Raw genomic sequence first — 22,566 nt, forward strand, 5'->3', positions numbered from 1 at the left:
TACCGTTCGCGCGCAATGCTGGTCGGCACAAGGAGGTAGATGTGGAAGAGGAGTTCGCGGACTGGCGCGCCAACGGCCGCCGGTTCACCCATCGCGGCCATCAGATCTTCTGGCGCGACAGCGCTTTCACCGGAACATTACCGACCGGAGACGGCGGAGCGGCGGCTCGGCCCGGACCCGAGCGCGCACTGCTGTGCATCCACGGGTTCCCCACCGCGTCCTGGGATTGGCATGCGATCTGGGCGGGCCTGGGCACCGAATTCACCCGGGTGCTGGCCCCGGACATGATCGGCTTCGGCTGGTCGGCCAAACCCCGCGACTACGAGTACTCGATCTTCGACCAGGCCGACCTGCACGAACAGCTGCTGCGTGAGCAAGGGCTGAGCCGGGTGCACATCCTGGCCCACGATTACGGCGACACCGTCACCCAGGAATTGCTCGCCCGCGACACCGAACGCAAACAGGCCGGTGACGACTCGCTGGTCATCGAATCGGTGTGCCTGCTCAACGGCGGATTGTTCCCCGAAGCCCACCGGGCCCGCCCGATCCAGAAACTGCTCGCCGGCCCGCTGGGTCCGATGGTCAGCATGCTGGCCACCGAATCGGCCTTCCAGGCCAGTCTGGCCGGAGTCTTCGGCCCCGACACCAAACCCTCACCCACCGAACTCGACCAGTTCTGGCTGATGTGGTGCGGCAAACACGGAAAACGCAACGGCCACAAACTGATCCGCTACATGGCCGAGCGGCGCACGCATCGGGAACGCTGGGTCGGGGCACTGATCGGCACCGAGGTGCCGGTCCGGCTCGTCAACGGGCTGCTCGACCCGGTCTCCGGCGGTCATATGGTGGCGCGCTACCGCGAACTGATCCCCGACGCCGATGTGGTCGAGCTGGCGAAGGTCGGGCACTATCCCCAACTCGAAGCACCGCAGGAAACCCTCGCCGCTTTCCTCGACTTCCACAGCACCCGCGTGAAATGAGCACCGGCGACCCGAGCGCCCAACAGATAACTGGTGGTTACCACCGGTGGCGTTCGGGTCGGGCTTTTCCGGCCTTATGGAGGGAACCATAGACTGACGTCGTGGCCAGCACCCGCCGAGCACGCTCCGACACCGCCCGCCCGCGCCTACCCGACGCGCGCCGGCGGATGATCGAGGGCGCCATCGACTCGCTGCGCGTGCACGGAGCCAGCGGCACCAGCGTCGACCGTGTACTTGCCGCCACCGGCGCACCCCGCGGCTCGGTGTATCACCATTTCCCCGGCGGGCGCACCCAGCTCATCGCCGACGCGGTCACCACCGCGGGCGCGGTGATGAGCGAACTCATCGAACACCTCACCCGCAGCAACACCCCCGCCCAAGCCCTCGACCAATTCGCCACCCTCTGGCGGCATACCTTGCGCGAGAGCGACTTCCGCGCCGGCTGCCCCGTCTTCGCCGTCGCCGTCGAAACCAACGATGACGCCCCCGAACTCGCCCGCGCCGCCACCGAGATCTTCACCCGCTGGCACACCGCCCTGACCGGGCTGCTCATCGGCCACGACATCCCCGCCGCCCGCGCCGGCCGTCTGGCCACCCTCACCGTGGCCGCCATCGAAGGCGCGATCGCCCTGTGCCGGATTCAGCGCAGCACCGAGCCTCTCGATGACGCTGTCGAAGAACTGCGCGCCTTCTACGCCGGCACCGACTGAGCACTCCACGTCCACGCCGAGCCCTGGAACCACCGCGAACCGACACGGTGGCCCCTCGATAGGGCAGTCGCGGTCCCGTCGAATTCCACCTAGAAAATACCGATGAGTCGGTTACCGTTGTCCCAGGTAGATGACCTAAGGGCACGACCGGGAGGCGCAGTCCTCCCCACTCCGCTCCGCCACCGACCGCTGCGAGAGGATCCTTATGAGCACCCTCGACTTCAAGGTCATCGACGGGGATTTCCCCGTCGGCTCCAAGAACAAAACCGCCACCCTGATCACCGGCCAGGAGCAGGCGTTGTTGATCGATGCCGGGTTCACCCGCGCCGACGGGCACCGTCTGGTCGCCGAAATCCTCGACTCCGGCAAAACCCTGACCACGGTCTTCATCAGCCACGCCGACCCCGACTACTACTGGGGCGCCGAGGTCATCGCCGACGCCTTCCCCGAAGCCGACCTGGTCGCCACCCCGCTGGTGATCGAGCACATCAGGACGGCGCACGAAAACAAGCTGGCGGCATGGGAGGCGGTCGGCGCCAACCGCCCCACCCGCCTCGTCGAGTTGGCCGAACTGACCGGTGATCTCACCTTCGAGGGGCACGTGTTCGAGCTCAAGGGCGGTCACCCGGGCTTGCCCGACCGGCACTACCTGTGGCAGGCCGAGCAGCGGGCGATCGTCGGCGGGGTGCTGCTGTTCCAGAACGAGCACGTGTGGGTCGCCGACACCGGCAAGCCCGAAGACCGTGCTGTCTGGGTCGAGCTGCTCGATGAGATGACAGCCCTGAACCCTGCCTTCGCCGTCCCGGGCCACCGCTTGCCCACCGACACCTTGGATGCGAGCCCGATCGCCTACACCCGCGACTACCTCACCGTCTTCGAGGACGAACTCGGCAAGGCCGACACCGGTGCGGCCCTGACCGACGCGATGGTCGCACGCTACCCGGACTCCGGAATGCTCATCGCCGCCCAACTCGGCGCCAAGGTCGCCAAGGGCGAAATGAGCTGGGGATAACCCATCCCAGAGAGGCTGTCGCCATGAGCGAGTGCCCCGACTTCCACACCTCCACCGCGCCCGCCGATGTGGTGCGGCGTCAGTACCTCGCCTCCGCGCACGGCGACCTCGAAGCCCTGCGGGCCACGCTGGCCGACGATGTGGAGTGGACCGAGATGGCGGGGTTCCCCCTGGCCGGCACCTACCGCACCCCCGACGGCGTCACCGCCGCTGTCATGGAGAACCTGGGCAAGGACTGGGACAACTGGACCGCCCACGACGACACCTACGTCGTCGACGGCGAGAACGTCGTGGTCTTGGCCCGCTACACCGCCACCAACAAAGCCACCGGCAAGGACCTCGATGTCCGGGTCGCCCACCATTTCGTCGTCCGCGGCGGCCGCATCGTCCGCTTCGAACAGTTCGTCGACACCGCCAAGGTTCGGGATGCCATGACGGCCTGAGGGGGGCGAGTCAGCTGTCGTCTGATCGAGCTCGTCACGCTCACGGTGCGAATTGGGCTGGTGCCGTTGTGTATTCGATCACTTGGCTTTCGGAAACGAGCTGATCCCTACTCCAGCCCACATCGCTGCGGCCTAGCGTTTCAGCATGACCGAGACTGCGCCGATCTCCTCCCCACGAGATCCGCACTACACGCTGACCAACGCATGGGAATTCGCCGACGAACGCCTCACACTGCTGGGCGCAGCCTACGACCCGGACAGTATCGCCCTCGCTCAGCGACTGGGCGTCGGTGCGGGATGGCGGTGCCTGGACGCGGGCGCCGGCGGCGGATCGTTCGCGCGCTGGCTGTGCGATGCCACATTGCCCGGCGGTCGAGTACTCGCGGTCGACGCGGACCCACGCCACCTGACGGACCTGCCCGATCGTGGCGGCGAAGTAGCCCAGATCGACCTCGTCACCGGCGACCTCCCCGAATGCGCCTTCGATTTCGTCCACACCCGATTCGTGCTGCTGCACATCGCCCGCAGAGACATTGTTTTGGAACGTCTGGCGCGAGCACTGGCGCCGGGGGGAGTACTCATGCTCGAGGAAGGCGACGGGCTCGGCGTGCACGAGGAAATGCCGGGCGCATTCGGGGAGGTCTGGCGTGCCTTCGCACGTTCGACCGAGACCGCGGGCGCGGATCAAGCCTGGGCCCGCAACTTGCCCGCGCACCTGGAGGCGCTCGGTCTCGTCGATGTCCGAGCCGCTGTGGAGATCCCGGTGTTCCGGGGCGGTTCACCGATGGCGCGCATGTGGGACCTCACCTGGATGCAGGCCCACGAAACCCTGATAGCGCACGGGGTTGCGCCCACGGTCACCGCGACCGCGCAGGCCGAGTTGCGGGACGAGCAGCGTTGGTTCTATGCCCCGCCCACGGTCCGCGCATGGGGCCGAGCCCGGTCACCCAGTGACGCGTCCTGACCGCAGCCGCTAGTTGATACCGCGACAGGCCGAGAGGGTCGCCGTAGAGTCTGCACATGGCGGTCCAGTTGGAACTGCAGTCCGCGCCAGCGTTGCGGCTGAGCCCGGAGTGCCTGGTGTATACCGGCACTGCCCGGTTGTTCCGGACAGGTGTGGTGATGATCCAGTCCTCCGGCGCACCGGGCGAGCAGTTCGGGTTCTTTCTGCCCGATGTGCCACCGCTCACCGAGCACGCTGCCGAGCCGGGGCTGTGGGCCGAGGTGTCGCTGATGACGGCCATCGCCACCTCGACCTCGGGCAGCTTTCCGTTCGGGGTGGAGAAGGTGCACGCCGCCTACGTGCCCGACCCGCGTGGCGGCGGCAACCGGTGGCTCAACCTGTCCGGCACCGCCCATATCGGCCGTGAGATCCGGATCGGCTATCGGGTCACCGTGCAGACGGCCGGAGATCGGTAGCCGGCGTCATGCCGTCCGATTGGGTAACACTTCTGGCAAACGGTCTCCGGATGCCTCCCTGACACGTGTGACGTTCGCTCGGCTCGGGCGTTCAACCGGTTTTCGCTCCGAGGCCCGGCGGCCGCCGCCCTTCAGGGCGGGAGTATCGATCAGCCGAGGAACGCGGTCAGGGCCTCGACCACGGCATGCGGCTGTTCCTCGGGGATGTAGTGGCCACAGTCGGCGATCTCGACCACCGTCACCTCGGTCCCCTTGGCGGGCATCAGGTTTCGCAGATACTCGTAGTTGCTCTGGGCGCCGCCGAGCGCCAGCAGCGGTGCCGCGATCCGGCCGTAGCCGCGTTGGTCGGCGATGTCCTGGTTGAAGGTGCGGTACCAGCCGTTACCGGCGCGGATGGCATCGGCGGTGGAGTAGGCGTGGGCGTAGACCTGGCGTGCGCGCTCGTCGATGGCGGCCGGATCCTCGGCCTGGCGACCGAACAGCCAGTCGAGCAGCAACCGGATGCGCCCGTCGGCGAGCAGCAGTTCGGGCAGGCCCTGTACCTGGTTGAACGCGAACCACCACAGGTAGGAGCGGTCTCCGGCCTCGATCACCGAGTCCACGTGCTGATCCGGTTCGGGCAGCAGCCCGAATCCCGCCCAGCCTTCGTCGGGGTGCGGCACGTCCAGCAGTGCGATCTTGTCGGTGGCGTCGGGATAGTTGGCGGCGTACGCGTAGGCCACCATCGCGCCGATGTCGTGCCCGGCGATGCTCACCGACTCCCAGCCCAGATGCGCGACCAGGGCACGGATATCGGCGGCCATGGTCCTCTTGTCATAGCCCTCGACCGGCTGGTCCGAGCCGCCCATGCCGCGCAGGTCGACCGCGATCACCCGGTAGCGGCGCGCCAAGGCGGGCATCACCTTGTGCCACTGCCACCAGGTCTGCGGCCAGCCACCCAGCAACAGCAGCGGTGTGCCCGCCCCGCCGTCGACGTAGTGCAGCCGGACTCCGTTGACCTCGGCGACATGACTCGTGAATTCTCCCTCCAGCGAGGCGGCCAGGGCGGCGTCGGACAACAATTCGGGCGCGATCGTGCTGGTCATTCGGATTTCCTCACTCACCGTTCGACCGTACGAATCTCTCGTACGTTTAACGGTACGAAACATTCGTACAATCGAGCGGGAATGTCAAATGACCGTACGAAGATCGCGTACAGTGAGGGTATGGCCGACCTGTACCACCCCGATCCGGCCGCCATCCGGCTCGTCGACGTACTCGCCGCGCTCGGGCACCCGGTGCGCATGGAAATCGTCCACGCCCTGGCAGGCGGCGAGGAACGCTTCTGCGGCGAAATCCTGCCCACCGCACCGAAATCCAGCCTCACCCACCACTGGCGGGCACTACGCGAAGCCGGGATCATCCACCAGCGCCGCGTCGGCCGCAAGTTCTACCTGACCTTGCGCCGCGCCGACCTCGACGCACGCTTCCCCGGCCTGCTCGACCTCGCCTTCAGCGAACCGGCCGAGCTCGGCGAACCCGACCGAGGATCCGCCACCGCCGGGTAGTCGGGGCTCCCGAACTCATCGCGGCGCGACTGGCGCTTGCCTAGCACCGACCGAGGAGTCTCCCGGCGCGCTCTGGCCGACTCTCAGCCGACCGCCACCGTGTCCGTCGATTCCGCGGCCCGCACACGCACCCAGGTGCTGTTGACGGCGGCCGCGCCGGTAAAGGTGTCGGTCAATGCCGGGTCGTGCAAAGCGTTGACGTTCTTGCCCGGCAGGGAAGCGGCAACCTGCCAGCCGACGCCCGGCTCCTGATGGCCCCAGCCGTGCGGGACGGCGATGGTGCCAGGGCGGATGTCGTCGCTGACCTCCACCGGGACCACGATTGATCCGGTTTTCGAGGTGACCGTGACCGGTACGCCGTCGGTGAGACCGCGAGCGGCGGCGTCATCAGGATGCATCAGGGCGGTGCAGCGGTCCTTGCCCTTCACCATCGAAGGCACGTTGTGCAGCCAGGAGTTGTTGCTGCGCAAGTGACGGCGCCCGATCAAGCGCAGATCGAAACCATCATCGCGGGCTTGGACGCCCTGGTGGACATCATCGAGCAAACCACGCGCGGCGGTCACGAAGTCCGAGGGCGCCAGCTGTACCTTGCGATCCTTGGTGCCGATCAGCTGACGGAGCCGGGGACGCAGCGGACCCAAATCGATACCGCCCGCACTCTCACGCACCTTGCCGACCGTCAAACCCTTCAAACCGCGACGCAGGACCCCATAGGGCCCGGCCGCGATACCCAACGCCGACAACCGCATCGGACTGAACTGTTCGAAAAGCCCACGGATCGCGCCCGTGGTCAGTCTGCGGGCGGGCAGCGGGAGCAACTCGGTCACCAAGCGCGCCATGATCTCCCAGTCCTCGAGACCATCGGCGGGCGGATCGAACACGCGGGCGTTGTAGCGCAGATTGTTGCGCACGCTGAACAGGGGGAGCAGCACATCGAGATCCTCGCGTTCCAGCGGGGAGATCGGCGGCAGAATGATGTCGGCGTGACGAGTGGTTTCGGTGACGTACATGTCCACGGCGACATAGAAATCCAGGCCCTCCAGCGCCGCGTCGAGCTCACCGCGGTTAGGGGTCGACAGCACCGGGTTACCGGCGTAGGTGACCATCGCACGGATCGTGCCGTTGCGGATCTCGTCGGTGAGCACCGCCACCGGCAGCTCGGTGCGGAACGCTTTGAACTGCCCCGAACTGTCGGTCCACGCACCATGACCCATCGGCAGATACTTGCCGAAACGCGCCGCATCGATCGGCGGAGTCGCGAACATGTGCCCGCCAGGACGGTCCAGATTCCCGGTGGCAGCGTTGATGATGTTGACCAGCCAATGGGTGAGCGTGCCCGTCACCTGCAGGCACACCCCCAGCCGGGCATACAGCACCGCCGACTCCGCGGCCGCGTGCTCACGCGCCAGCCGGCGGATCACCTCCGCCTCCACCCCCGCCAACGGCGCAGCCTGTTCCGGAGTGAAATCGGCGACCAGCGCACGAATCTCACCCCACCCCGAGCACTGCTTCGCGATCGCGCTCTCATCACACAACTTCTCGGTGACCAGCACATGCAGCATCCCCAGCAGCAGATACGGATCCCCGCCCGGAGTGACCGCGACATGCTCATCGGCCAAGCGCGCGGTCTCGGTGCGACGCGGATCGATCACCACGACCTTCCCGCCACGTGCACGCACATCCTTGATGCGCAGCTTGGCCCCCGGCATCGTGGTGATCGAACCATTGGACACCGCCGGATTCGCCCCCAGCACCACCAGTCGATCCGTGCGATCGATATCGACCACCGGCATCAGCAGATTCGACCCGAACATCCGCCACGCCACAAACTCCTGCGGGAACTGATCGATCGAGGACGCGGTGAAAAAATTCTTGGTCAGCAGCACCGCCCGCAACAGCGCGCCATAGATCACCGAGGAACTGTGTGCGGCCGGATTACCGAGATACATGCCGATCGCGCTCGGCCCGTGCGCGCCCCGCACCGCGCGCAACCGCAGCCCGATCTCACGGAAGGCTTCATCCCAGCCGATCGGCTCGAACTCGGCACCCACCCGACGCACCGGCGTGCGCAAGCGATCCGGGTCGTGGTGCAGCCCGCCCATCGCCGTCGCCTTCGGGCAGATATAGCCCTTGGACAACACGTCGTCGGGATTGCCCTCGATCCTGGTCACCTGCTTGTCCTCGACAGTGACCAGAATTCCGCAGTGGGCCTCACACAGCGTGCACTGGCGGGCAATAGTCGTGGCGCTCACGGCATTCACCTTCCCCTCGGTGACCACAGGCTACCTTGAGTGGCTCAGACGGTTGATCCACCCGTGGGCGGATCTCTCACTATCCACCGATACCCACCCAAACCGTCACTGTGACGTTTTACGTTGGGGGACAAGGAGATACGGGGGAGCGGACGTACCCAACCCCGCTAACGACCCAGCACCGCCAGCACACTGCGCGCCTGATGATCAGCACCCAGCTGATTCGGATGAAACGGCACCCCGGGACCGACCGGATTACTCGTCAACGGCACCAAACCCTCACCCCAGCGCACACCCGGCGGCTGACACGCATCATGTCCATGACTCCCGGCATAGGTATCGACATGCTCGACACCCGTCGCCCGAGCCACCCGCGCCAGCATCGCATTCAACTCGATCAGCCGATGCCCCAACCAGATCGCATCCGTTCTCGAACCGATAATCAACATTATGTCATGTAAGCCTTATCGCGGCGTCAGCGTGATGGAGCCGATCACTACTCCACCGAAATACGCCGGGCCCGCGTACCCGCCACGTCCGTCACTGATCAGCTCGACTCGGTGGCCGGGAAATAGGTCCACGTAACCACCGGCGGGCGTCGAATGAATCGGGTAACGCCCGATCAAGACCAGGTCCCCGCCCTCGACGCGCGCATCGCGTTGCAGGAGCACGATGCCACCCGACAACGTCGTGGATGTGTAGGCGCCGGGTTCGACGTCAGCGACCGCTTGCCCGACCCCGCCGAAGAGCATGGCGGCCCCCACGGCCCCAGCGATTGCAGCACTCCGAATTATCGCTGGTCTGGTGCGTATAGACATTGTCAACTCCCTGTCGCCTCGGGTGATCAACTCTACGCCTGCCAACTCCGGCTGATCCGGCCGAATTGCACGAAATCGAATATCGTTCGCGCATGTTCCCGACCTGGCGAATCACCTCCGCCATATCGACAATTCGGCGCGGCCCCCTGCAAGCCGCTCTTGACCTGGCGAGCTGGATCGCAGTTCTCGGACTTCCGGCAGCACTTATCGGCCTTGTGGTGACGGCCGGATCACCTTCCGCCGCGACCGAACCGATCGTTGGGCTACTGCTCTTGGTGGCTCCGGTCCTTATCGCGGTGTGGCTCTGGGTTTGGCGCGTCAGCCAACTCGCCGGCAAGGGCTTCGACGCGCTGCAGGACATCGAAACCTCGCGGCTGATCCTGCGCCGACCGGAGCCGAAGGACGCGCCCTCGCTCGAAGCCACGATGGACGATGCGATGCTCTCCGGCAGCGGTTGGACGGAACGAGACGGCTCGGCACTGATCAAGGCGATCGGCCGCAGCCACCCCACTCCAGGGCTTTTCGTGATCGAGGTGCGGTCGTCGACAACAGTGATCGGTGGCGCAACTGTGCACCGCACCGGTGACAAGACGTCGTGTTCCATCGGTTGGTGGATCGGCCCCGAACACCGGAGAGCCGGTTACGCGAGCGAAGCGGTGTCCGCACTTGTCAACGCGATCCACGACGCCGGATACCCCAGCGTCTACATCGGCACGAAGGAGTCGAATCTCGCGGTGCTACGCATCTGCGACAAGATCGGAGCAACGGAAATGGACCGGCGGCCGCAGCCGTTGCCGGACGGATCGACCGTCCCTGGAATCTGGTATGTGCACGAACGAGTGGTCACAGGATCAACGTGAATCAGGCGCTCTCCCCCACAACCTTTCCCTGTAAACGCGAACTGCCGCATGGGGATCCATGCGGCAGTTCGCGACTACGTCGGCGAGGTCGAGGTCAGTTGTAAACCGCGCCGAACGACGGGATCGAGATGGTGGCGAGCTGGTACTGGAAGCCATCGGGATGCTCTTCCGACACCGGAACCGACCAGCGGTGCCACAGCGAGCCGTATACGGCGGCCACGATCATGCCGGGGCCGGTATCGAGCATCTTGGTCCGGATGGTGGTGTCGACCGGGATGTCCTCGTGTTCGATCAGCAGGTCGGTGGCGCTGCGGCCATTGGAGACGTTGTACCAGATGACCTCGAGCTTCGCGCCCGTCTGGTTCGGCGAGATGGTGCCCGGCCCGCCGAAGAATCCGAAGCGGAAGCCGTCGACTCCGAGCGCGACACCGGAGCCGTAGACACCGGGGCCACTACCCCGCCCGATATCGGACTGTGCGGGAATCTGGAACGGCTGGGCGGGCAGTGCCGCCTTCCGCTCCGTGGGCAGCTGCTTGGAGGCAATGAGCCGCTCCATCGCCTGGGTGGCGGCGGGATTGCCCTCGGCCGCCTTACGCAGCTGCTGGACGGCGGAGGCCCAGTCGACCGCTACCGGCTTATCAGCGACAGCGGGGCCACCACCGAGCACGACGAGGGCGGCGACGGCCGCAGCGGCGGCGAGACGTATCGAACGCACACGATGCATAGCCGAGTTCTCCTCTAGGCAAATCGAACGGAACGCGCGAATTGCCGAAAGCATGCCAGCCACAGCGCACTACCCCGCCACCGACACGCCGGACGCGGGGGCGCAACGAAGCACCGGCGTATACAGCACCTGATACGGCCCTGAAAGTGATCTTGATAACTTCGCCCTATCCCCTTGCGCCGCAGCGTTATTGCGCTGATCAGGCGACTTCGCGTTGGTCGTCGGTTCAACTAGCGTTGTCGGGTGCTTGGACATTCTCACGCGACCAGTGGTGCGCTGGCTTGGTCGGGGGCTGCGGCGTTGCTGCCCGTAACGGTATTGAGTTATCCCGCCCTGCAAGACGCCAGCGGACATATCGGGACGGTGGAGTTGGTGCTCGGCGTCTTCCTGACCGCCGGCGCGGCACTGCTCCCCGACGCCGACCACCCGAAGAGCTCGATAGCGCATGTGCTGGGGCCGGTTTCGTACTTCCTGTGCGTACTCATCAGCAAACTCTCCGGCGGACACCGGCGCGGTACGCACTCCCTGCTGTTCGTGGCCGTGGCGACCTACGCGACGTGGGCCGGTGCGCACTGGATCGGCCGGCCCTTCACGCTGGCGCTCGTGTTCTTCTTGCTGGCCTTGGCCGTTCGCGCCCTGCACCTGTGCCCGCCCGGTGACAGCTTCCGGACCTACGGCACCGTCATCGTGCTCGCGGCGTCCGGCACGTTCGTCATGGATCACTACATCGCCGACAAGCCCGCGTGGCTGCCGTTCTGTGTAGGCCTGGGCGCTCTGGCCCACATCCTCGGCGACTGCCTGACCGACCGCGGCTGCCGGCTGTTCTGGCCGTTCGACCTCCGGGTGCGCTTCCCCATCATCGAGCGCACCGGCAACAAGGTGGAAACCTGGGTGCTGTCACCGCTGTTCGTTGTCGGGACGATGGTGGTGCTCTGGTACTGCATCACCCAGCAACCCTGACCCTGCTCCCCCGCCACGCAGCCTCCTGCGATCAAAGCTGTTCGTTGAACTCGAGCTGTTGGCTCGCTGCGTGGCGCGGTAGGTCAGTTTATGCATTAGTACGCATAGCCCAATTTGGGCATCTAGTTTCAAAAGGCCAACCGCACTGGGCCATTCGGCTGACTCTCGGCCAACCGGAACTGAATATCCGGCTTGTCACGCCGCTCCAGCACCCCCGCTTCAGCGAAGCTCCGAGCGTCCGATGCCGCCCCTCCCCTAACGAATCGTCCGTCCACCTTCCGCGCATGCGCCGCACGTCACCCACCCCCCCCGTCCCCTCGACTCGTGTGGGCGGCAGGCATTTTCGCCCCTCCCCTTCAAAGAGGTCTTTTCAAGAAGTCTCGCGGCACTGTGGTGACCGTACCTAGGATAGGGCATCACATAGTTAGATGCGCATATCTCCACATGGGGATGTCTTTGTCCAATCATTCTTTGGGACTTAGCGGTGATGGTTTCGACCTGCCTACACTGGGACGACGGGTGTCGGGATAGGAGGACGCGGGGCTGCTACTCCCCTGCGTCCCGCGAAACCGCCTGTGTCACACCGCGCTCCCCCGCTCTCGGTCAGAACAGCTGGTCAGAGTGCGCGTCGGCCTCGGCACGGACATCGTCGGCGAACTGCTCCTCGAGGTCGGCATCGTCGCCGGCGCTGTGGGCGGTGTAGAGCAGGAGGCAGCCGCGGATGCCGTCGAGAAGGTCCTCCAGGAGGTCGAGGGCGGGGCGGACGGGGTCCAGGCGGCTGATGCGGAATTCGGCGAGGAGGGCGGCGCGGGTGGCGCTGTCGACCTCGTATTTCCTTGCCTGCTCCTCGATTTCGGCGACGCGGGCGACGACGGCCCACGGGGCGGGTACGTGGCCTTCGGAGACCGCCATGGCTTCGGCGATGAGGTCGGCGACGACTTCGGTGGGGGTCTCCCCCGCTACCAGGCGTTCCAGCACCATGGTCGGCGTATCGACCTGGAGGGCTTCGAGTTCGTCGGCTTCCACGACGACGTCGGCGGTCGGGATGCCCGCGAGTTCACCGGCGACTTCCGCTGCGGCGTAGAGCCAGTGGGCGGCGGCGACGGAGGCCGAGGCGGGGTCGAGTTCGGTGAAGAGCTCCAGAGTGCCGAGGGGGTCGGCTCGCAAGAGTTGGTCGGCGGCCTGGACCTGGGCGGGTGAGACGTCGGGGCGGGACAGTTCGACGGCTTGGCGGGCCCGGCCGGACAGGGCGCCGAGTTCGGCGTATTCGATGGCGCGTTGTTCGCGATCGACTTCGGCGACAATAGTTTCCGTCAGGTGTTCGACGTCGATGCTGTGCAGGGCGCGGCCGACGCGGTGCGCGGATTCGACGACGCCGCTGTAGGAGACGACCAGGCCCTGTTCGGTGGGCAGGTTCGGGTGGCGTAGCCCGGCTTCGACGTCCTTGAAGTTGCGGCGTTCCTCGGCGCGGCGCCAGGCCTCGCTGTTGGGGACGTCGGGATCGCCTGCGGCGCTGGCGGGATGGGTGTAGGTGCGCCACTGGAAGCGGGACAGGGTCGTAAGATTCGATGCCAAACCCGTTGCCTGGTCCGGACTTATCGGCGGCAGCACGGCCACAGTCTCGGTCAAGTCGCCGCGCCCGGTCGCCCAGATGGCGACGAGAGCGTTGCGGTCGGCGTCGAATGCATATCGGGTCACGCCGCACAGTGTCGCCCATCGGCTGCTGCCGCGCCTGCGCAATGGGGTCCTTTGGCGTTCGCACAGCGGCGATTCCGGGTGCAGCGGGTGGGTGCGCCGAGTGCCGGGCGTTCGCGGTGGAAGAATCGGTGGCGGTATATCCACTGGCTGAAGGACTGCAGATGACTCTCGATCATGGTGACCCGGGCGATGCGCCGTCGATTCCGCAGCCGACCGGGCCGGTGGTGAATGCCACACGTCCCTCGGCGGCGGAGGAGGCGAGGACCGTTGCGGCGTCGGGGAATACGGCGACGCTGGCGAGTCTGAGCGAGGACGGAACGCCGTGGGCGTCGTTTGTGACCTATGGGCTGCTGGCGGGTCAGCCGGTGCTGTGTGTGTCCCGGATGGCCGAGCACGGACGGAATCTGGCGGCGGATCCGCGGGCGAGTATTTCGGTGGTGGCGCCGGATATGCCGTCGGATCCGCTGGCGGGGACGCGGATCACGCTTGCGGGTGTGGTGGAGCGGCCGGAGGGTGCGGAGGCGGTTGCTGCGCGGGAGGCGCATCTGGCGGCGGTGCCGGCGGCGAAGTACTACATCGATTACAGCGATTTCTCGGTGTGGGTGTTGCGGGTGAATCGGGTTCGGTGGGTCGGCGGGTATGGGCGGATGGATTCGGCGTCGGCTGAGCAGTATGGGGCGGCTGCGCCGGATCCGGTGATTCCGGTGGCGGCGCGGGCGATCACGCATCTCAACGATGATCATGCCGATGCGTTGCTGTCGATGGCGCAGGTGCTCGGCGGCTACCCCGATGCCACAGAGGCCAGTTGTGAGCGCGCGGACCGCTACGGTCTCGACCTCCGCGTCGTCACGCCGCGTGGCATCGCCCGGACCCGTGTGGGGTACGCCGAGCCGATCGACGCCGTCGACGAACTCCGCGCCGCCACGGTCGAACTGGCGCGCCGGTCCAGGGAAGGCTGAAGCCCTGTCGCATAATCGCGGCAATCTCTTGACGTGTGCAGGCGGTGGGTGGTTTGTTGAGTGTGTGGAGTTAGAACACGTTCCAGTCGTGCTCTGACAGCCCACCCACCAGAGAGGCTGCACATTGCGATTCACCTATGCCGAGGCGATGACGAACCCGGAGTACTACGTGCCGTTGGCGCAGGCGGCCGAGGCGGCCGGGTACTCCTCGATCACGGTGGCCGACAGCATCGCCTACCCGAAGGAGTCCGACGCCACTTATCCCTATACGCCGGACGGGAATCGGGAGTTCCTGGAGGACAAGCCGTTCATCGAGGCGTTCGTGCTGTCGGCGGCGATTCTGGCGGCGACCAAGACGTTGCGGGTGACGCCGTTCGTGGTGAAGCTGCCGATCCGCCCGCCGGTGCTGGTGGCCAAGCAGGCGGCCTCGCTGGCGGCGTTGAGCGGTAACCGGTTCGGGTTCGGGGTGGGGATCAGCCCATGGCCGGATGACTTCGAGATTTTGGATGTGCCGTTCGAGAAGCGGGGCGCGCGGATGGACGAGTGCATCGATATCGTGCGCGGGTTGTGTGCGGGCGGGTATTTCGAGTACCACGGGGAGTTCTACGATCTGCCCCCGATCAAGATCAGCCCGGTGCCTACCGAGCCGATCCCGATCCTGATCGGCGGCCACAGTGCTCCGGCTTTGCGCCGGGCCGCCCGCTGTGACGGTTGGATGCACGCCGGCGGTGACGGCGAGGAGTTGGACCGGCTGCTGGTCAAGCTGGACAAGCTGCGGGAGGAGCACGGGACCCGCAAGGATTTCGAGGTGCACGTGATCTCGCTGGACGCGTACACGGTCGACGGGATCAAGCGGCTCGAGGACAAGGGCGTCACCGATGTCATCGTCGGCTTCCGCAGTCCCTACACCCGTGAGCACGACACCGAGCCGCTGGACACCAAGATCACGCATCTGTCCAAGTTCGCCGAACGGGTCATCGCGAAGGTCAACTCCTGAGCCTCAGGGGTTGAGGGCGGCGCGGGTGGCCGCGTCGGCCGGGAAGAACGATTCGATGGCCAGTTCGGCGACCGTGACGTTCATGGGTGTGCCGAAGACGGTGGTCACGCTGAGGAAGGATAGGTCCTGGCCGTCGTGGCGCAGGCGCAGTGGGACCACCACCTGATCGGGTTCGGGGAGTACGAGTTCGGTCTCCCCGCCCGGGTATTCGCGGAGCTCGGTCAGCAGCTCGGCCAGTTCCGTGGAGCCGGTGACTTCGATCTGGCGGGTGAGGCGGGCCAGGACGTGGCCGCGCCATTCGGGCAGGTTCAGGATGCGTCCGGCCAGGCCGTCGGGGTGCAGGCTCAGCCGTAGCGCGTTCACCGGTGGTGTCAGCAGGTCCGGATCGATACCGGCGAGCAGCAGTGCTACTCCGGCGTTGGCGTCGACCATGTTCCAGGACTGGTCGATCGCCAGCGCGGGATACGGCTGATGGCCCTCCAGAATCTGGCCGACCGCCGCGCGCACGGGCGCCATCTCCGGGGTGTCGAGTGCGGGCTCGGCGAAGGCGGGGGCGTATCCCGCGGCCAGCAGCAGGCGGTTGCGTTCCCGCAGCGGGACCTGCAGGTGCTCGCACAGGTTGGCCAGCATGGCGCGGCTCGGGGTGGCGCGGCCGGTTTCGAGGAAACTCAGGTGCCGGGCGGAGGTTTCGGCCCGGCCGGCCAATTCGAGTTGGCTGAGCCGGCGTTCGAGTCGCCAGTGCCGGAGCAGGTCACCGGCTGTCAGGGTGCGCACGGTTGCACCCTACGAAGTTTCCGGTGGCAGGACCATTACCCGGGAGGTAATGGACATCGGTGTGGTGCTGCCTGGCCCTTACCTGATCGGTGCGGACTCGCTGACGGACGCGGTGAGTAGACCCGCGAGCATGTCGATGATCTCGTTCCACTGCTGGTCGTCGTCGGCGCGAACCCGGCCTGCTTCCACGGCCCGCTCGTGGTCGGCGAGCAGGGCGAACAGTGTGATCGACAGGGCGCGTAGGCGGCGTACCCGCAGGCGCGGCGGGAGGGCGGTGAGTTCGTGGTCGAGCCGTCGCATGATGAGGCGTACCGAGGTGCGGCGGTCGCTGCCGAGATTGGCGGCGTCGGTGACTGCGGCGTGGCCTTGGATCTGTTCGAGGAATCGGGCGTAGTGGCTGACTCCGTGCTGGGCGGTGAGTTCGAGCATCGGGATGACCAGGGCCTGCACCAGGGTGTGCACGGTCTCCGGGTGGTCGGACATCGACTGTTCGGCCAGTAGTTCCAGTCGGCGTATTTCCAGTGCCGCCAAGCGGTATTCGACGATCGCTTCGATGAGGCCGTCGCGGGAGCCGAAGTGGTACTGGATGACCGAGTTGTTGCGCTGTGCTGCCGCGAGGACGATGTCGCGTTGCGGGACGCCCTGTCCGCGTTCGGCGATCAGGCGTTCCGCCGCGACGATGATCCGCTCGCGCACCGATGTCACTTCCACGTGTGCACAGTAGCCGCCGAACGGAACATTGAAGAAGTCTCTCTTGACAGTTAAGTAATAGTTCTTAAGACTGCGTGTGACCGTCGTCATGACCGTTGGCGATGTGGGAGAGGACCTTTCGGCATGATCCTGGACGCATTTCGACTCGACGGCCGGGTTGCCGTCGTCACCGGCGCGGGCCGCGGCATCGGCGCCGCCACCGCGCTGGCCCTCGCCGAAGCCGGGGCCGATGTCGCCATCGCCGCCCGCACGGCGGAGCAGTTGGAGGAGGTCGCGGGCAAGATCCGCGCTCTGGGCCGGCGCGCCCTCACCGTGCCCTGCGATCTGTCCGATCTGGACGCGGTGCGCACCTTCGCCGACCGCGCGGCCGACGAGCTGGGCCGCATCGACATCGTGGTCAACAATGTGGGCGGCACCATGCCCAACACCTTCCTCACCACGACCCCCGACTTCCTGGAGCAGGCGTTCCGCTTCAATGTCTCCACCGCGCACGCGCTGACCCAGGCCGCGGTGCCGCATATCCTCGCCGCGGGCGGCGGCTCGGTAGTGAATGTCTCGTCGGTGATGGGCCGCACGGCCGGGCGCGGTTTCCTCGCCTACGGCACCGCCAAGGCCGCGCTCGCGCATTGGACGCGCCTGGCCGCCACCGATCTGTCGCCGAAGGTCCGGGTCAACGCCATCGCGGTGGGCTCGGTGCTCACCTCCGCGCTGGAAGTCGTTGCGCAGCAACCAGAAATCAAGAGCCAGATGGAGCAGGCCACCCCGCTGGGCCGGCTCGGGCAGCCGTGGGAGATCGCCGCCGGCATCGTGTACCTGTGCTCCCCCGCGGGCGCCTACATCACCGGCAAGATCCTCGAAATCGACGGCGGCATCGAGGCGCCCAACCTCGACCTGCCCATCCCGGATCTGTGATCATCGCGCAAGCATCAGGAGCGTTCTCATGAAATATCGTGTCGTCCAGTGGAGTACCGGCAATGTCGGGCATTACGCGCTGCGCTCCATCCTCGCCCGGCCCGAACTCGAGCTGGTCGGCGTCTGGGTGTCCGGGCCCGAGAAGGTGGGCAAGGACGCCGGTGAGCTCGCCGGGCTCGATCGCGAAATCGGTGTCACCGCAACCAATGACGCTCAGGCCCTGCTCGATTTGCGGCCCGACTGCATCGTCTACACCGCCATGGCCGACGACCGGCTCCTGGAAGCCGTCGAAGACCTGAAGTCCTTCCTGCGGGCGGGCATCAACGTCGTCTCCAGCAGTCCGGTGTTTCTCCAGTTCCCCTACGGCACCCTCCCCGATGACGCCATCGAACCCATCGTCGAGGCCGCACGCGAGGGCGGAGCCTCGCTGTGGGTCAACGGCATCGATCCCGGCTGGGCCAACGACTGGCTGCCGCTGCTGCTGTCCAGCGGAGCCCAGCGCATCGACGCGCTCGTCTGCTCGGAGATCATGGACTACTCCACCTACGACAATCCGAAGGTCCTGTTCGACATCATGGGGTTCGGCGGAGCGCTCGAGGAACTGCCGCTGCTGCTGCAACCGGGAGTGCTGACCCTCGCCTGGGGCAGCGTCGTCCGTCAGCTCGCCGCTGCTCTCGATGTCGAACTCGACGCCGTCACACAGGATTTCGAACGACTTCCGGCCACCGAGGAGCTCACTGTGTGCGGTCGCACCGTCGCCGCGGGTACGGCGGCGGCGCTGCGGTTCCAGATCACCGGGCGGCGGGGTGATCGCTCGTTGATCACTTTGGAGCATGTCACCCGGCTGCACCCCGACCTCGCCCCCGAGTGGCCGCAACCGGCGGGTAAAGGCTGCTACCGGGTCGAGATCAAAGGCAGCCCCGACTATCTGCTCGACCTGCAACTCTATGCCGATGGTGACCATGCCGAGGCCGGAGTCATCGGCACTGCCGCGCGCCTTGTGAGCGCCGTCGCGGCGGTGGTGCAAGCGCGCTCCGGACTGCTCACGGCCACCGATCTGCCGCTGACCACTGGTCGTGGTCTGTTCTCCTAAGACGCTGATGGCGGCCCCCGGTCAGATCTGAGCGTCTTGGCCGGTCGCCGCCGCCGGCGCCCGCCCCTGTCCCCCTCGACTCGATTGGGCGGCAGGCAGTTTGCCCGGCTGGTCGGGGTCGGCCAGGAAGTGTGTCAGCGCGTAGACCACCACGCGGTAGGTGAGGACAGCCGGAACTACAACCAGCAGCACGAAACGCAGCGTCAGCAGTGCGAGGGTGACGGTCAGGTAGACCGGGCTCACGCCGTCGGGTGAGCCGAACCCGTGTCGCGCCGACAGGGCCGCCGCGATCGGATGCAGTGCGAGGTACAAGGCGAGCGGAATCAAGGGCAGGCGGAGCAGCCGCCAGGCGGTACGCGGTTTCATCGCGCCAGTTCCGGTCCGGAGGTGAGGAAGGCGAGCAGCAGGGCGTTGCCGATCACCCCGCCGGTGGCGAAACGCAGTCGGGTGCCTTCGCGCAGTGGCAGGCCGAACAGGTCGGTGGTGCGGTACAGGCGGGTGAAGACCTCACGGTGCCCGAAGGCGCGCGCCGGGGCGAGAGCGAAACCGGTCGCCGAGACCGAGACACCGGCCAGTACCGGGCCGCTGTCCATGTCGCCGGGGCCGTCGTAGCCCTCGCCGTATTCGTGGATGCCGCTGAAGCCCAGAACGCGGCGCTCCTGGCGGAACAGGGCGCTCGCCAGTTCCTCGGCGAGCGCGCGGTCGGCGAAGCCGGTGAAGTAGGCCGCCAGTCCGGTGCCCGAGGCGCGAGGGGCGTCGTGCGGGCGTCCGTCGACGGCCATGCGCTGGATGACCAGTCCGGTGGGGCGATCGATTTGTGTCGTGCGGACCTGGCGTGCCCAGTGGGTGAGGACCGCGGTGTGGTCGGTGCCGGTCACACGGCCGTGGACCGCGATCGCAGCGGCGACCGCTGCCACGTCCGTCGGATAGGCCTCACCGGGAAAGGTGTCGAGCAGACCGGTCGGTGCGGCGAGCAGGCGCCGCGCGTAGGCGGCGATCAGAGTGTCGTGCTGGACGGCGAGATCGGGCGGAAAGGCCGGATCGAGCAGGCGCGCCATCCCGAGTGCGAGAGCGGGATAGGAGAGGTAGGCATGCCCGTTCGGGCTGTCGGGTACCGCCAAGCCGTCCTCGCCGTGCCACGCCGAGGTGAACTCCGCGCGCATGGCGGGCAGCAGACTCTTCGCTGCCGCGCGAGTCACGATGGGGGCGTATCGCTCTCGCCATTCCGGGTACGCGAGACTCACTTGCGCCAGGCCCAGCGCCGTCATCTGGTGTTCGAGCAACCCCCACATGCCGGTGAGCCCCGCCGAGCCTGCGGCGCGCCGGCGATCGTCCTCGGCTTCGAACGCCACCAGTTCCTCGGCGAGGGCCTGCACCCGCGCCGGATCCCCGCGAAACCATGCGTCCGCATCACGGCCGCACCACCAGTTCGGCACCAGACCCGCGACCAGGGCCGCCACCACGAGGCCGATCCCGATCGCCAGCCGTCGGCGCAACCTGGTGTTCGATACACCCGCCGCGCGGGCGGTACCGCGATCGGCGGGCACACCGGGCTCGCCGGGGCTCGTGGCATCGGGGCCGACGGCGACAGCCCCACGCGAGTTCGCCTCGACGGCTGCCGAACCAGCATGCATGGCAGATTCTGCCGAACCCGAACCTTCATCCATGCCTCACCCTACATATGCAGAATGCTCAACTTGCCTGCACGCCAGCAACATTCACAGACAGCGCACACGATGCACACAACTCGGACGTCATACACGCGACTGATGGGCGACGATCAGAGTCGGTCCGGCGCTGTGGCCGATGGTGCCGCGGCGTCGACAGCGGCTCCCCCGCATGGGCCAGTCCCCGATCTGCGCGAATCGCCCGGCCGACGGGTTGACCTGCACGGTCACAGGTGTCCGAGTCCTACCCTGATGCCGGTCCCGTCCAGCAGTTTTCCAGCGAAAGCAGGTAGACCATGGCGACACTGGCCGACATGCTCGTGCGCGATCTGGTCGCGCTCGGGGTCACCCGTATCTACGGGATCGTGGGCGACAGTCTCAATCCGGTGGTGGACGCGGTGCGCCGCACCGAGGGCATCGACTGGATCCATGTCCGGCACGAGGAGGCGGCGGCGTTCGCGGCGGCGGCCGAGGCGCAGTTGACCGGGCGGCTGGCAGTGTGTGCGGGGAGTTGCGGGCCGGGCAACCTGCATCTGATCAATGGGCTCTACGACGCGCACCGGACGGGTGCGCCGGTGCTGGCGATCGCCTCGCACCTGCCGCTGACCCAGATCGGTACGGGCTTCTTCCAGGAGACCCATCCCGAGAAGCTGTTCGACGAATGCAGTCATTACAGCGAACTCGTCTCCGCGCCCGAGCAGCTACCGCGACTGCTGCGCATCGCCGTGCAGACCGCGCTCGGCGCGGGCGGGGTTTCGGTGCTGACCATTCCCGGTGATGTCAGCTCGCAGAAGGCGCCCGCGCAGCGATCGCAGGGCACCGCGCCGGCGCAGCGTTCGCCGGTGGTGCCGACCGCCGACCGGATCGACGAGCTGGCCCGGATGCTCGAGGGCGCCGAGAAGGTCATGCTGTTCTGCGGTGACGGTGTGCGCGAGGCGCATGCCGAGGTGATGGCGCTGGCCGCGGCGCTCGGGGCGCCGGTGGGTCACAGCCTGCGTGGCAAGCAGTGGATCCAGTACGACAATCCGTTCGATGTCGGCATGAGCGGGCTGCTCGGTTACGGCGCCTGCTATGAGGCGATGCACGAAGCGGACTGTGTTGTGCTGCTGGGCACCGACTTTCCCTACGACACCTTCCTGCCCCAGCAGAACACGGTGCAGATCGACCACGACCTGACCCGCTTCGCCCGGCGCACCCCGCTGGAGCTGGCAGTGCACGGCGACGTACGTGAGACTCTGGCGCTGCTGCTCGCACGACTGCGTCCACGCACGGATCGCGCCTTCCTGGACCGGATGCTGCGCCAGCACGCCAAACTGCTGGACAAGGTCGTCGAGGCCTACACCACCGACATCGCCGACCGCACCCCCATCCACCCGGAATACGCTGCCGCCCTGCTGGATTCGCACGCCACCGATGACGCCGTGTTCACCGTCGACACCGGGATGGGCAATGTCTGGGCCGCCCGCTATCTCACCCCCAACGGCCGCCGCCGGGTGATCGGCTCGTTCCTGCACGGCTCCATGGCCAACGCGCTGCCGCACGCGATCGGCGCGCAACTCGCCTACCCGGACCGTCAGGTGGTCGCGATCTGCGGGGACGGCGGCCTGAGCATGCTGCTCGGAGAACTGCTGACCTTGCGCACCTACGACATCCCGGTCAAGGTCGTCGTGTTCAACAACGCCAGCCTCGGCATGGTGAAACTGGAGATGATGGTCGAGGGCTACCCGTCCTTCGGCACCGACCACCCCACCGTCGACTTCACCGCGATCGCTCGCGCCTGCGGCCTGCCCGCGGTCCGGGTGGATCAGCCCAGCGGCATCGCCGAAGGTTTACGGGTCACCTTCGCCACCCCTGGTCCCGCCGTTCTGGAATTGGTCACCGACCCGAACGCGCTGTCGATCCCGCCCAAGATCACCGGCGAGATGCTGCGCGGCTTCGCCCTCAGTGCGGGTCGCACCGTCCTGGGCGGTGGTGTCGGCACGATGGTCGAGCTGGCCCGCGGCAATCTGCGCAACATTCCGCGGCCCTGA

General features: G+C 66.9%; 24 protein-coding genes. 14 read left to right on the plus strand and 10 right to left on the minus strand.

Annotated features, from left to right (window positions below; translation table 11 throughout):
• Positions 1 to 41 precede the first annotated feature (41 nt).
• From IBX22_RS28260 to IBX22_RS28285, 6 genes are all read left to right on the plus strand, one after another.
• The gene (locus tag IBX22_RS28260) at positions 42 to 980 is read left to right on the plus strand and encodes an alpha/beta fold hydrolase (RefSeq protein WP_194818720.1); all 939 of its coding nucleotides are present in this window, start codon (positions 42 to 44) and stop codon (positions 978 to 980) included.
• A gap of 101 nt (positions 981 to 1,081) precedes the next feature.
• Positions 1,082 to 1,690 carry a TetR/AcrR family transcriptional regulator gene (locus IBX22_RS28265; RefSeq protein ID WP_309234822.1) on the plus strand — a complete coding sequence of 203 codons (609 nt, stop codon included), beginning with the start codon at positions 1,082 to 1,084 and terminating at the stop codon, positions 1,688 to 1,690.
• Between the two features lie 205 nt (positions 1,691 to 1,895).
• Positions 1,896 to 2,702, plus strand: coding sequence for an MBL fold metallo-hydrolase (locus IBX22_RS28270; RefSeq protein ID WP_194818721.1), 807 nt, complete (start codon positions 1,896 to 1,898; stop codon positions 2,700 to 2,702).
• A gap of 23 nt (positions 2,703 to 2,725) precedes the next feature.
• On the plus strand, positions 2,726 to 3,145 hold the full coding sequence (locus IBX22_RS28275) for a nuclear transport factor 2 family protein (protein WP_194818722.1): 420 nt from the start codon (positions 2,726 to 2,728) through the stop codon (positions 3,143 to 3,145).
• Between the two features lie 145 nt (positions 3,146 to 3,290).
• Positions 3,291 to 4,109: a class I SAM-dependent methyltransferase gene (locus tag IBX22_RS28280; RefSeq protein WP_194818723.1), complete on the plus strand. Its 819-nt coding sequence runs from the start codon at positions 3,291 to 3,293 to the stop codon at positions 4,107 to 4,109.
• Between the two features lie 56 nt (positions 4,110 to 4,165).
• A complete protein-coding gene (locus IBX22_RS28285; RefSeq protein ID WP_194818724.1) occupies positions 4,166 to 4,564 on the plus strand; it encodes a hypothetical protein in 399 nt (132 codons plus the stop codon).
• Between the two features lie 149 nt (positions 4,565 to 4,713).
• Here the strand turns inward: IBX22_RS28285 and IBX22_RS28290 are convergent, their stop codons facing one another.
• Positions 4,714 to 5,649 carry an alpha/beta fold hydrolase gene (locus IBX22_RS28290; protein WP_194818725.1) on the minus strand — a complete coding sequence of 312 codons (936 nt, stop codon included), beginning with the start codon at positions 5,647 to 5,649 and terminating at the stop codon, positions 4,714 to 4,716.
• 120 nt (positions 5,650 to 5,769) lie between these two features.
• Here IBX22_RS28290 and IBX22_RS28295 point away from each other — a divergent pair, with 120 nt between their 5' ends.
• Positions 5,770 to 6,111 carry a helix-turn-helix transcriptional regulator gene (locus IBX22_RS28295; protein ID WP_194818726.1) on the plus strand — a complete coding sequence of 114 codons (342 nt, stop codon included), beginning with the start codon at positions 5,770 to 5,772 and terminating at the stop codon, positions 6,109 to 6,111.
• A gap of 83 nt (positions 6,112 to 6,194) precedes the next feature.
• Here IBX22_RS28295 and IBX22_RS28300 read toward each other — a convergent pair whose 3' ends face one another.
• The 3 genes from IBX22_RS28300 to IBX22_RS28310 form a co-directional block, all read right to left on the minus strand.
• Positions 6,195 to 8,363: a molybdopterin oxidoreductase family protein gene (locus IBX22_RS28300; RefSeq protein WP_194818727.1), complete on the minus strand. Its 2,169-nt coding sequence runs from the start codon at positions 8,361 to 8,363 to the stop codon at positions 6,195 to 6,197.
• 167 nt (positions 8,364 to 8,530) lie between these two features.
• Positions 8,531 to 8,812, minus strand: a complete 282-nt coding sequence (locus tag IBX22_RS28305; protein WP_194818728.1) for a hypothetical protein — start codon at positions 8,810 to 8,812, stop codon at positions 8,531 to 8,533.
• 15 nt (positions 8,813 to 8,827) lie between these two features.
• On the minus strand, positions 8,828 to 9,115 hold the full coding sequence (locus tag IBX22_RS28310) for a hypothetical protein (RefSeq protein ID WP_309234823.1): 288 nt from the start codon (positions 9,113 to 9,115) through the stop codon (positions 8,828 to 8,830).
• A gap of 158 nt (positions 9,116 to 9,273) precedes the next feature.
• On the opposite strand from IBX22_RS28310, the gene IBX22_RS28315 reads away from it, so the two are divergent.
• Entirely contained in the window at positions 9,274 to 10,041 is a 768-nt protein-coding gene (locus tag IBX22_RS28315) for a GNAT family N-acetyltransferase (RefSeq protein WP_194818730.1), read from the plus strand.
• A gap of 94 nt (positions 10,042 to 10,135) precedes the next feature.
• Here IBX22_RS28315 and IBX22_RS28320 read toward each other — a convergent pair whose 3' ends face one another.
• Positions 10,136 to 10,765 carry a hypothetical protein gene (locus IBX22_RS28320; protein WP_194818731.1) on the minus strand — a complete coding sequence of 210 codons (630 nt, stop codon included), beginning with the start codon at positions 10,763 to 10,765 and terminating at the stop codon, positions 10,136 to 10,138.
• Positions 10,766 to 11,008: 243 nt separating this feature from the next.
• Between IBX22_RS28320 and IBX22_RS28325 the strand changes: the two genes are divergently transcribed.
• Positions 11,009 to 11,725 (plus strand): metal-dependent hydrolase, encoded by a 717-nt coding sequence (locus IBX22_RS28325; protein ID WP_194818732.1) that lies wholly within the window; start codon positions 11,009 to 11,011, stop codon positions 11,723 to 11,725.
• Positions 11,726 to 12,328: 603 nt separating this feature from the next.
• Here the strand turns inward: IBX22_RS28325 and IBX22_RS28330 are convergent.
• Positions 12,329 to 13,423, minus strand: coding sequence for a hypothetical protein (locus IBX22_RS28330; protein ID WP_228539514.1), 1,095 nt, complete (start codon positions 13,421 to 13,423; stop codon positions 12,329 to 12,331).
• A 161-nt stretch (positions 13,424 to 13,584) separates the two neighbouring features.
• On the opposite strand from IBX22_RS28330, the gene IBX22_RS28335 reads away from it, so the two are divergent.
• Positions 13,585 to 14,382, plus strand: a complete 798-nt coding sequence (locus tag IBX22_RS28335; protein ID WP_194818733.1) for a HugZ family protein — start codon at positions 13,585 to 13,587, stop codon at positions 14,380 to 14,382.
• 124 nt (positions 14,383 to 14,506) lie between these two features.
• Positions 14,507 to 15,379 carry a TIGR03619 family F420-dependent LLM class oxidoreductase gene (locus IBX22_RS28340; RefSeq protein ID WP_194818734.1) on the plus strand — a complete coding sequence of 291 codons (873 nt, stop codon included), beginning with the start codon at positions 14,507 to 14,509 and terminating at the stop codon, positions 15,377 to 15,379.
• Positions 15,380 to 15,382: 3 nt separating this feature from the next.
• Here IBX22_RS28340 and IBX22_RS28345 read toward each other — a convergent pair whose 3' ends face one another.
• Entirely contained in the window at positions 15,383 to 16,153 is a 771-nt protein-coding gene (locus IBX22_RS28345) for a helix-turn-helix domain-containing protein (protein WP_194818735.1), read from the minus strand.
• Between the two features lie 78 nt (positions 16,154 to 16,231).
• The gene (locus IBX22_RS28350) at positions 16,232 to 16,864 is read right to left on the minus strand and encodes a TetR/AcrR family transcriptional regulator (RefSeq protein ID WP_194818736.1); all 633 of its coding nucleotides are present in this window, start codon (positions 16,862 to 16,864) and stop codon (positions 16,232 to 16,234) included.
• Between the two features lie 123 nt (positions 16,865 to 16,987).
• Between IBX22_RS28350 and IBX22_RS28355 the strand changes: the two genes are divergently transcribed.
• Positions 16,988 to 17,776, plus strand: a complete 789-nt coding sequence (locus IBX22_RS28355; RefSeq protein WP_194818737.1) for an SDR family oxidoreductase — start codon at positions 16,988 to 16,990, stop codon at positions 17,774 to 17,776.
• 28 nt (positions 17,777 to 17,804) lie between these two features.
• A complete protein-coding gene (locus IBX22_RS28360; RefSeq protein ID WP_194818738.1) occupies positions 17,805 to 18,869 on the plus strand; it encodes a diacylglycerol kinase in 1,065 nt (354 codons plus the stop codon).
• A gap of 21 nt (positions 18,870 to 18,890) precedes the next feature.
• Here the strand turns inward: IBX22_RS28360 and IBX22_RS28365 are convergent, their stop codons facing one another.
• Complete coding sequence (locus IBX22_RS28365) at positions 18,891 to 19,235, minus strand: hypothetical protein (protein WP_194818739.1); 345 nt, start codon at positions 19,233 to 19,235, stop codon at positions 18,891 to 18,893.
• Positions 19,232 to 20,503, minus strand: a complete 1,272-nt coding sequence (locus IBX22_RS28370; protein WP_194818740.1) for a hypothetical protein — start codon at positions 20,501 to 20,503, stop codon at positions 19,232 to 19,234. Before IBX22_RS28370 ends, IBX22_RS28365 begins: the two co-directional genes overlap by 4 nt.
• A 329-nt stretch (positions 20,504 to 20,832) precedes the next feature.
• On the opposite strand from IBX22_RS28370, the gene IBX22_RS28375 reads away from it, so the two are divergent.
• Positions 20,833 to 22,566, plus strand: coding sequence for a pyruvate dehydrogenase (locus IBX22_RS28375; protein ID WP_194818741.1), 1,734 nt, complete (start codon positions 20,833 to 20,835; stop codon positions 22,564 to 22,566).

The sequence above is a fragment of the Nocardia sp. XZ_19_385 genome, assembly GCF_015355755.1.
GTDB lineage: Bacteria > Actinomycetota > Actinomycetes > Mycobacteriales > Mycobacteriaceae > Nocardia.

Bases quoted from the DNA above. Each gene is read 5' to 3' on its own strand.
- IBX22_RS28280 (WP_194818723.1), top strand. From the start codon at position 3,291: ATGACCGAGACTGCGCCGATCTCCTCCCCACGAGATCCGCACTACACG.
- IBX22_RS28355 (WP_194818737.1), top strand. From the start codon at position 16,988: ATGATCCTGGACGCATTTCGACTCGACGGCCGGGTTGCCGTCGTCACC.
- IBX22_RS28320 (WP_194818731.1), bottom strand. From the start codon at position 10,765: ATGCATCGTGTGCGTTCGATACGTCTCGCCGCCGCTGCGGCCGTCGCC.
- IBX22_RS28285 (WP_194818724.1), top strand. From the start codon at position 4,166: ATGGCGGTCCAGTTGGAACTGCAGTCCGCGCCAGCGTTGCGGCTGAGC.
- IBX22_RS28270 (WP_194818721.1), top strand. From the start codon at position 1,896: ATGAGCACCCTCGACTTCAAGGTCATCGACGGGGATTTCCCCGTCGGC.
- IBX22_RS28335 (WP_194818733.1), top strand. From the start codon at position 13,585: ATGACTCTCGATCATGGTGACCCGGGCGATGCGCCGTCGATTCCGCAG.
- IBX22_RS28310 (WP_309234823.1), bottom strand. From the start codon at position 9,115: ATGCTCTTCGGCGGGGTCGGGCAAGCGGTCGCTGACGTCGAACCCGGC.
- IBX22_RS28375 (WP_194818741.1), top strand. From the start codon at position 20,833: ATGGCGACACTGGCCGACATGCTCGTGCGCGATCTGGTCGCGCTCGGG.
- IBX22_RS28370 (WP_194818740.1), bottom strand. From the start codon at position 20,503: ATGCATGCTGGTTCGGCAGCCGTCGAGGCGAACTCGCGTGGGGCTGTC.
- IBX22_RS28360 (WP_194818738.1), top strand. From the start codon at position 17,805: ATGAAATATCGTGTCGTCCAGTGGAGTACCGGCAATGTCGGGCATTAC.
- IBX22_RS28275 (WP_194818722.1), top strand. From the start codon at position 2,726: ATGAGCGAGTGCCCCGACTTCCACACCTCCACCGCGCCCGCCGATGTG.
- IBX22_RS28365 (WP_194818739.1), bottom strand. From the start codon at position 19,235: ATGAAACCGCGTACCGCCTGGCGGCTGCTCCGCCTGCCCTTGATTCCG.
- IBX22_RS28305 (WP_194818728.1), bottom strand. From the start codon at position 8,812: ATGTTGATTATCGGTTCGAGAACGGATGCGATCTGGTTGGGGCATCGG.
- IBX22_RS28290 (WP_194818725.1), bottom strand. From the start codon at position 5,649: ATGACCAGCACGATCGCGCCCGAATTGTTGTCCGACGCCGCCCTGGCC.
- IBX22_RS28315 (WP_194818730.1), top strand. From the start codon at position 9,274: ATGTTCCCGACCTGGCGAATCACCTCCGCCATATCGACAATTCGGCGC.
- IBX22_RS28295 (WP_194818726.1), top strand. From the start codon at position 5,770: ATGGCCGACCTGTACCACCCCGATCCGGCCGCCATCCGGCTCGTCGAC.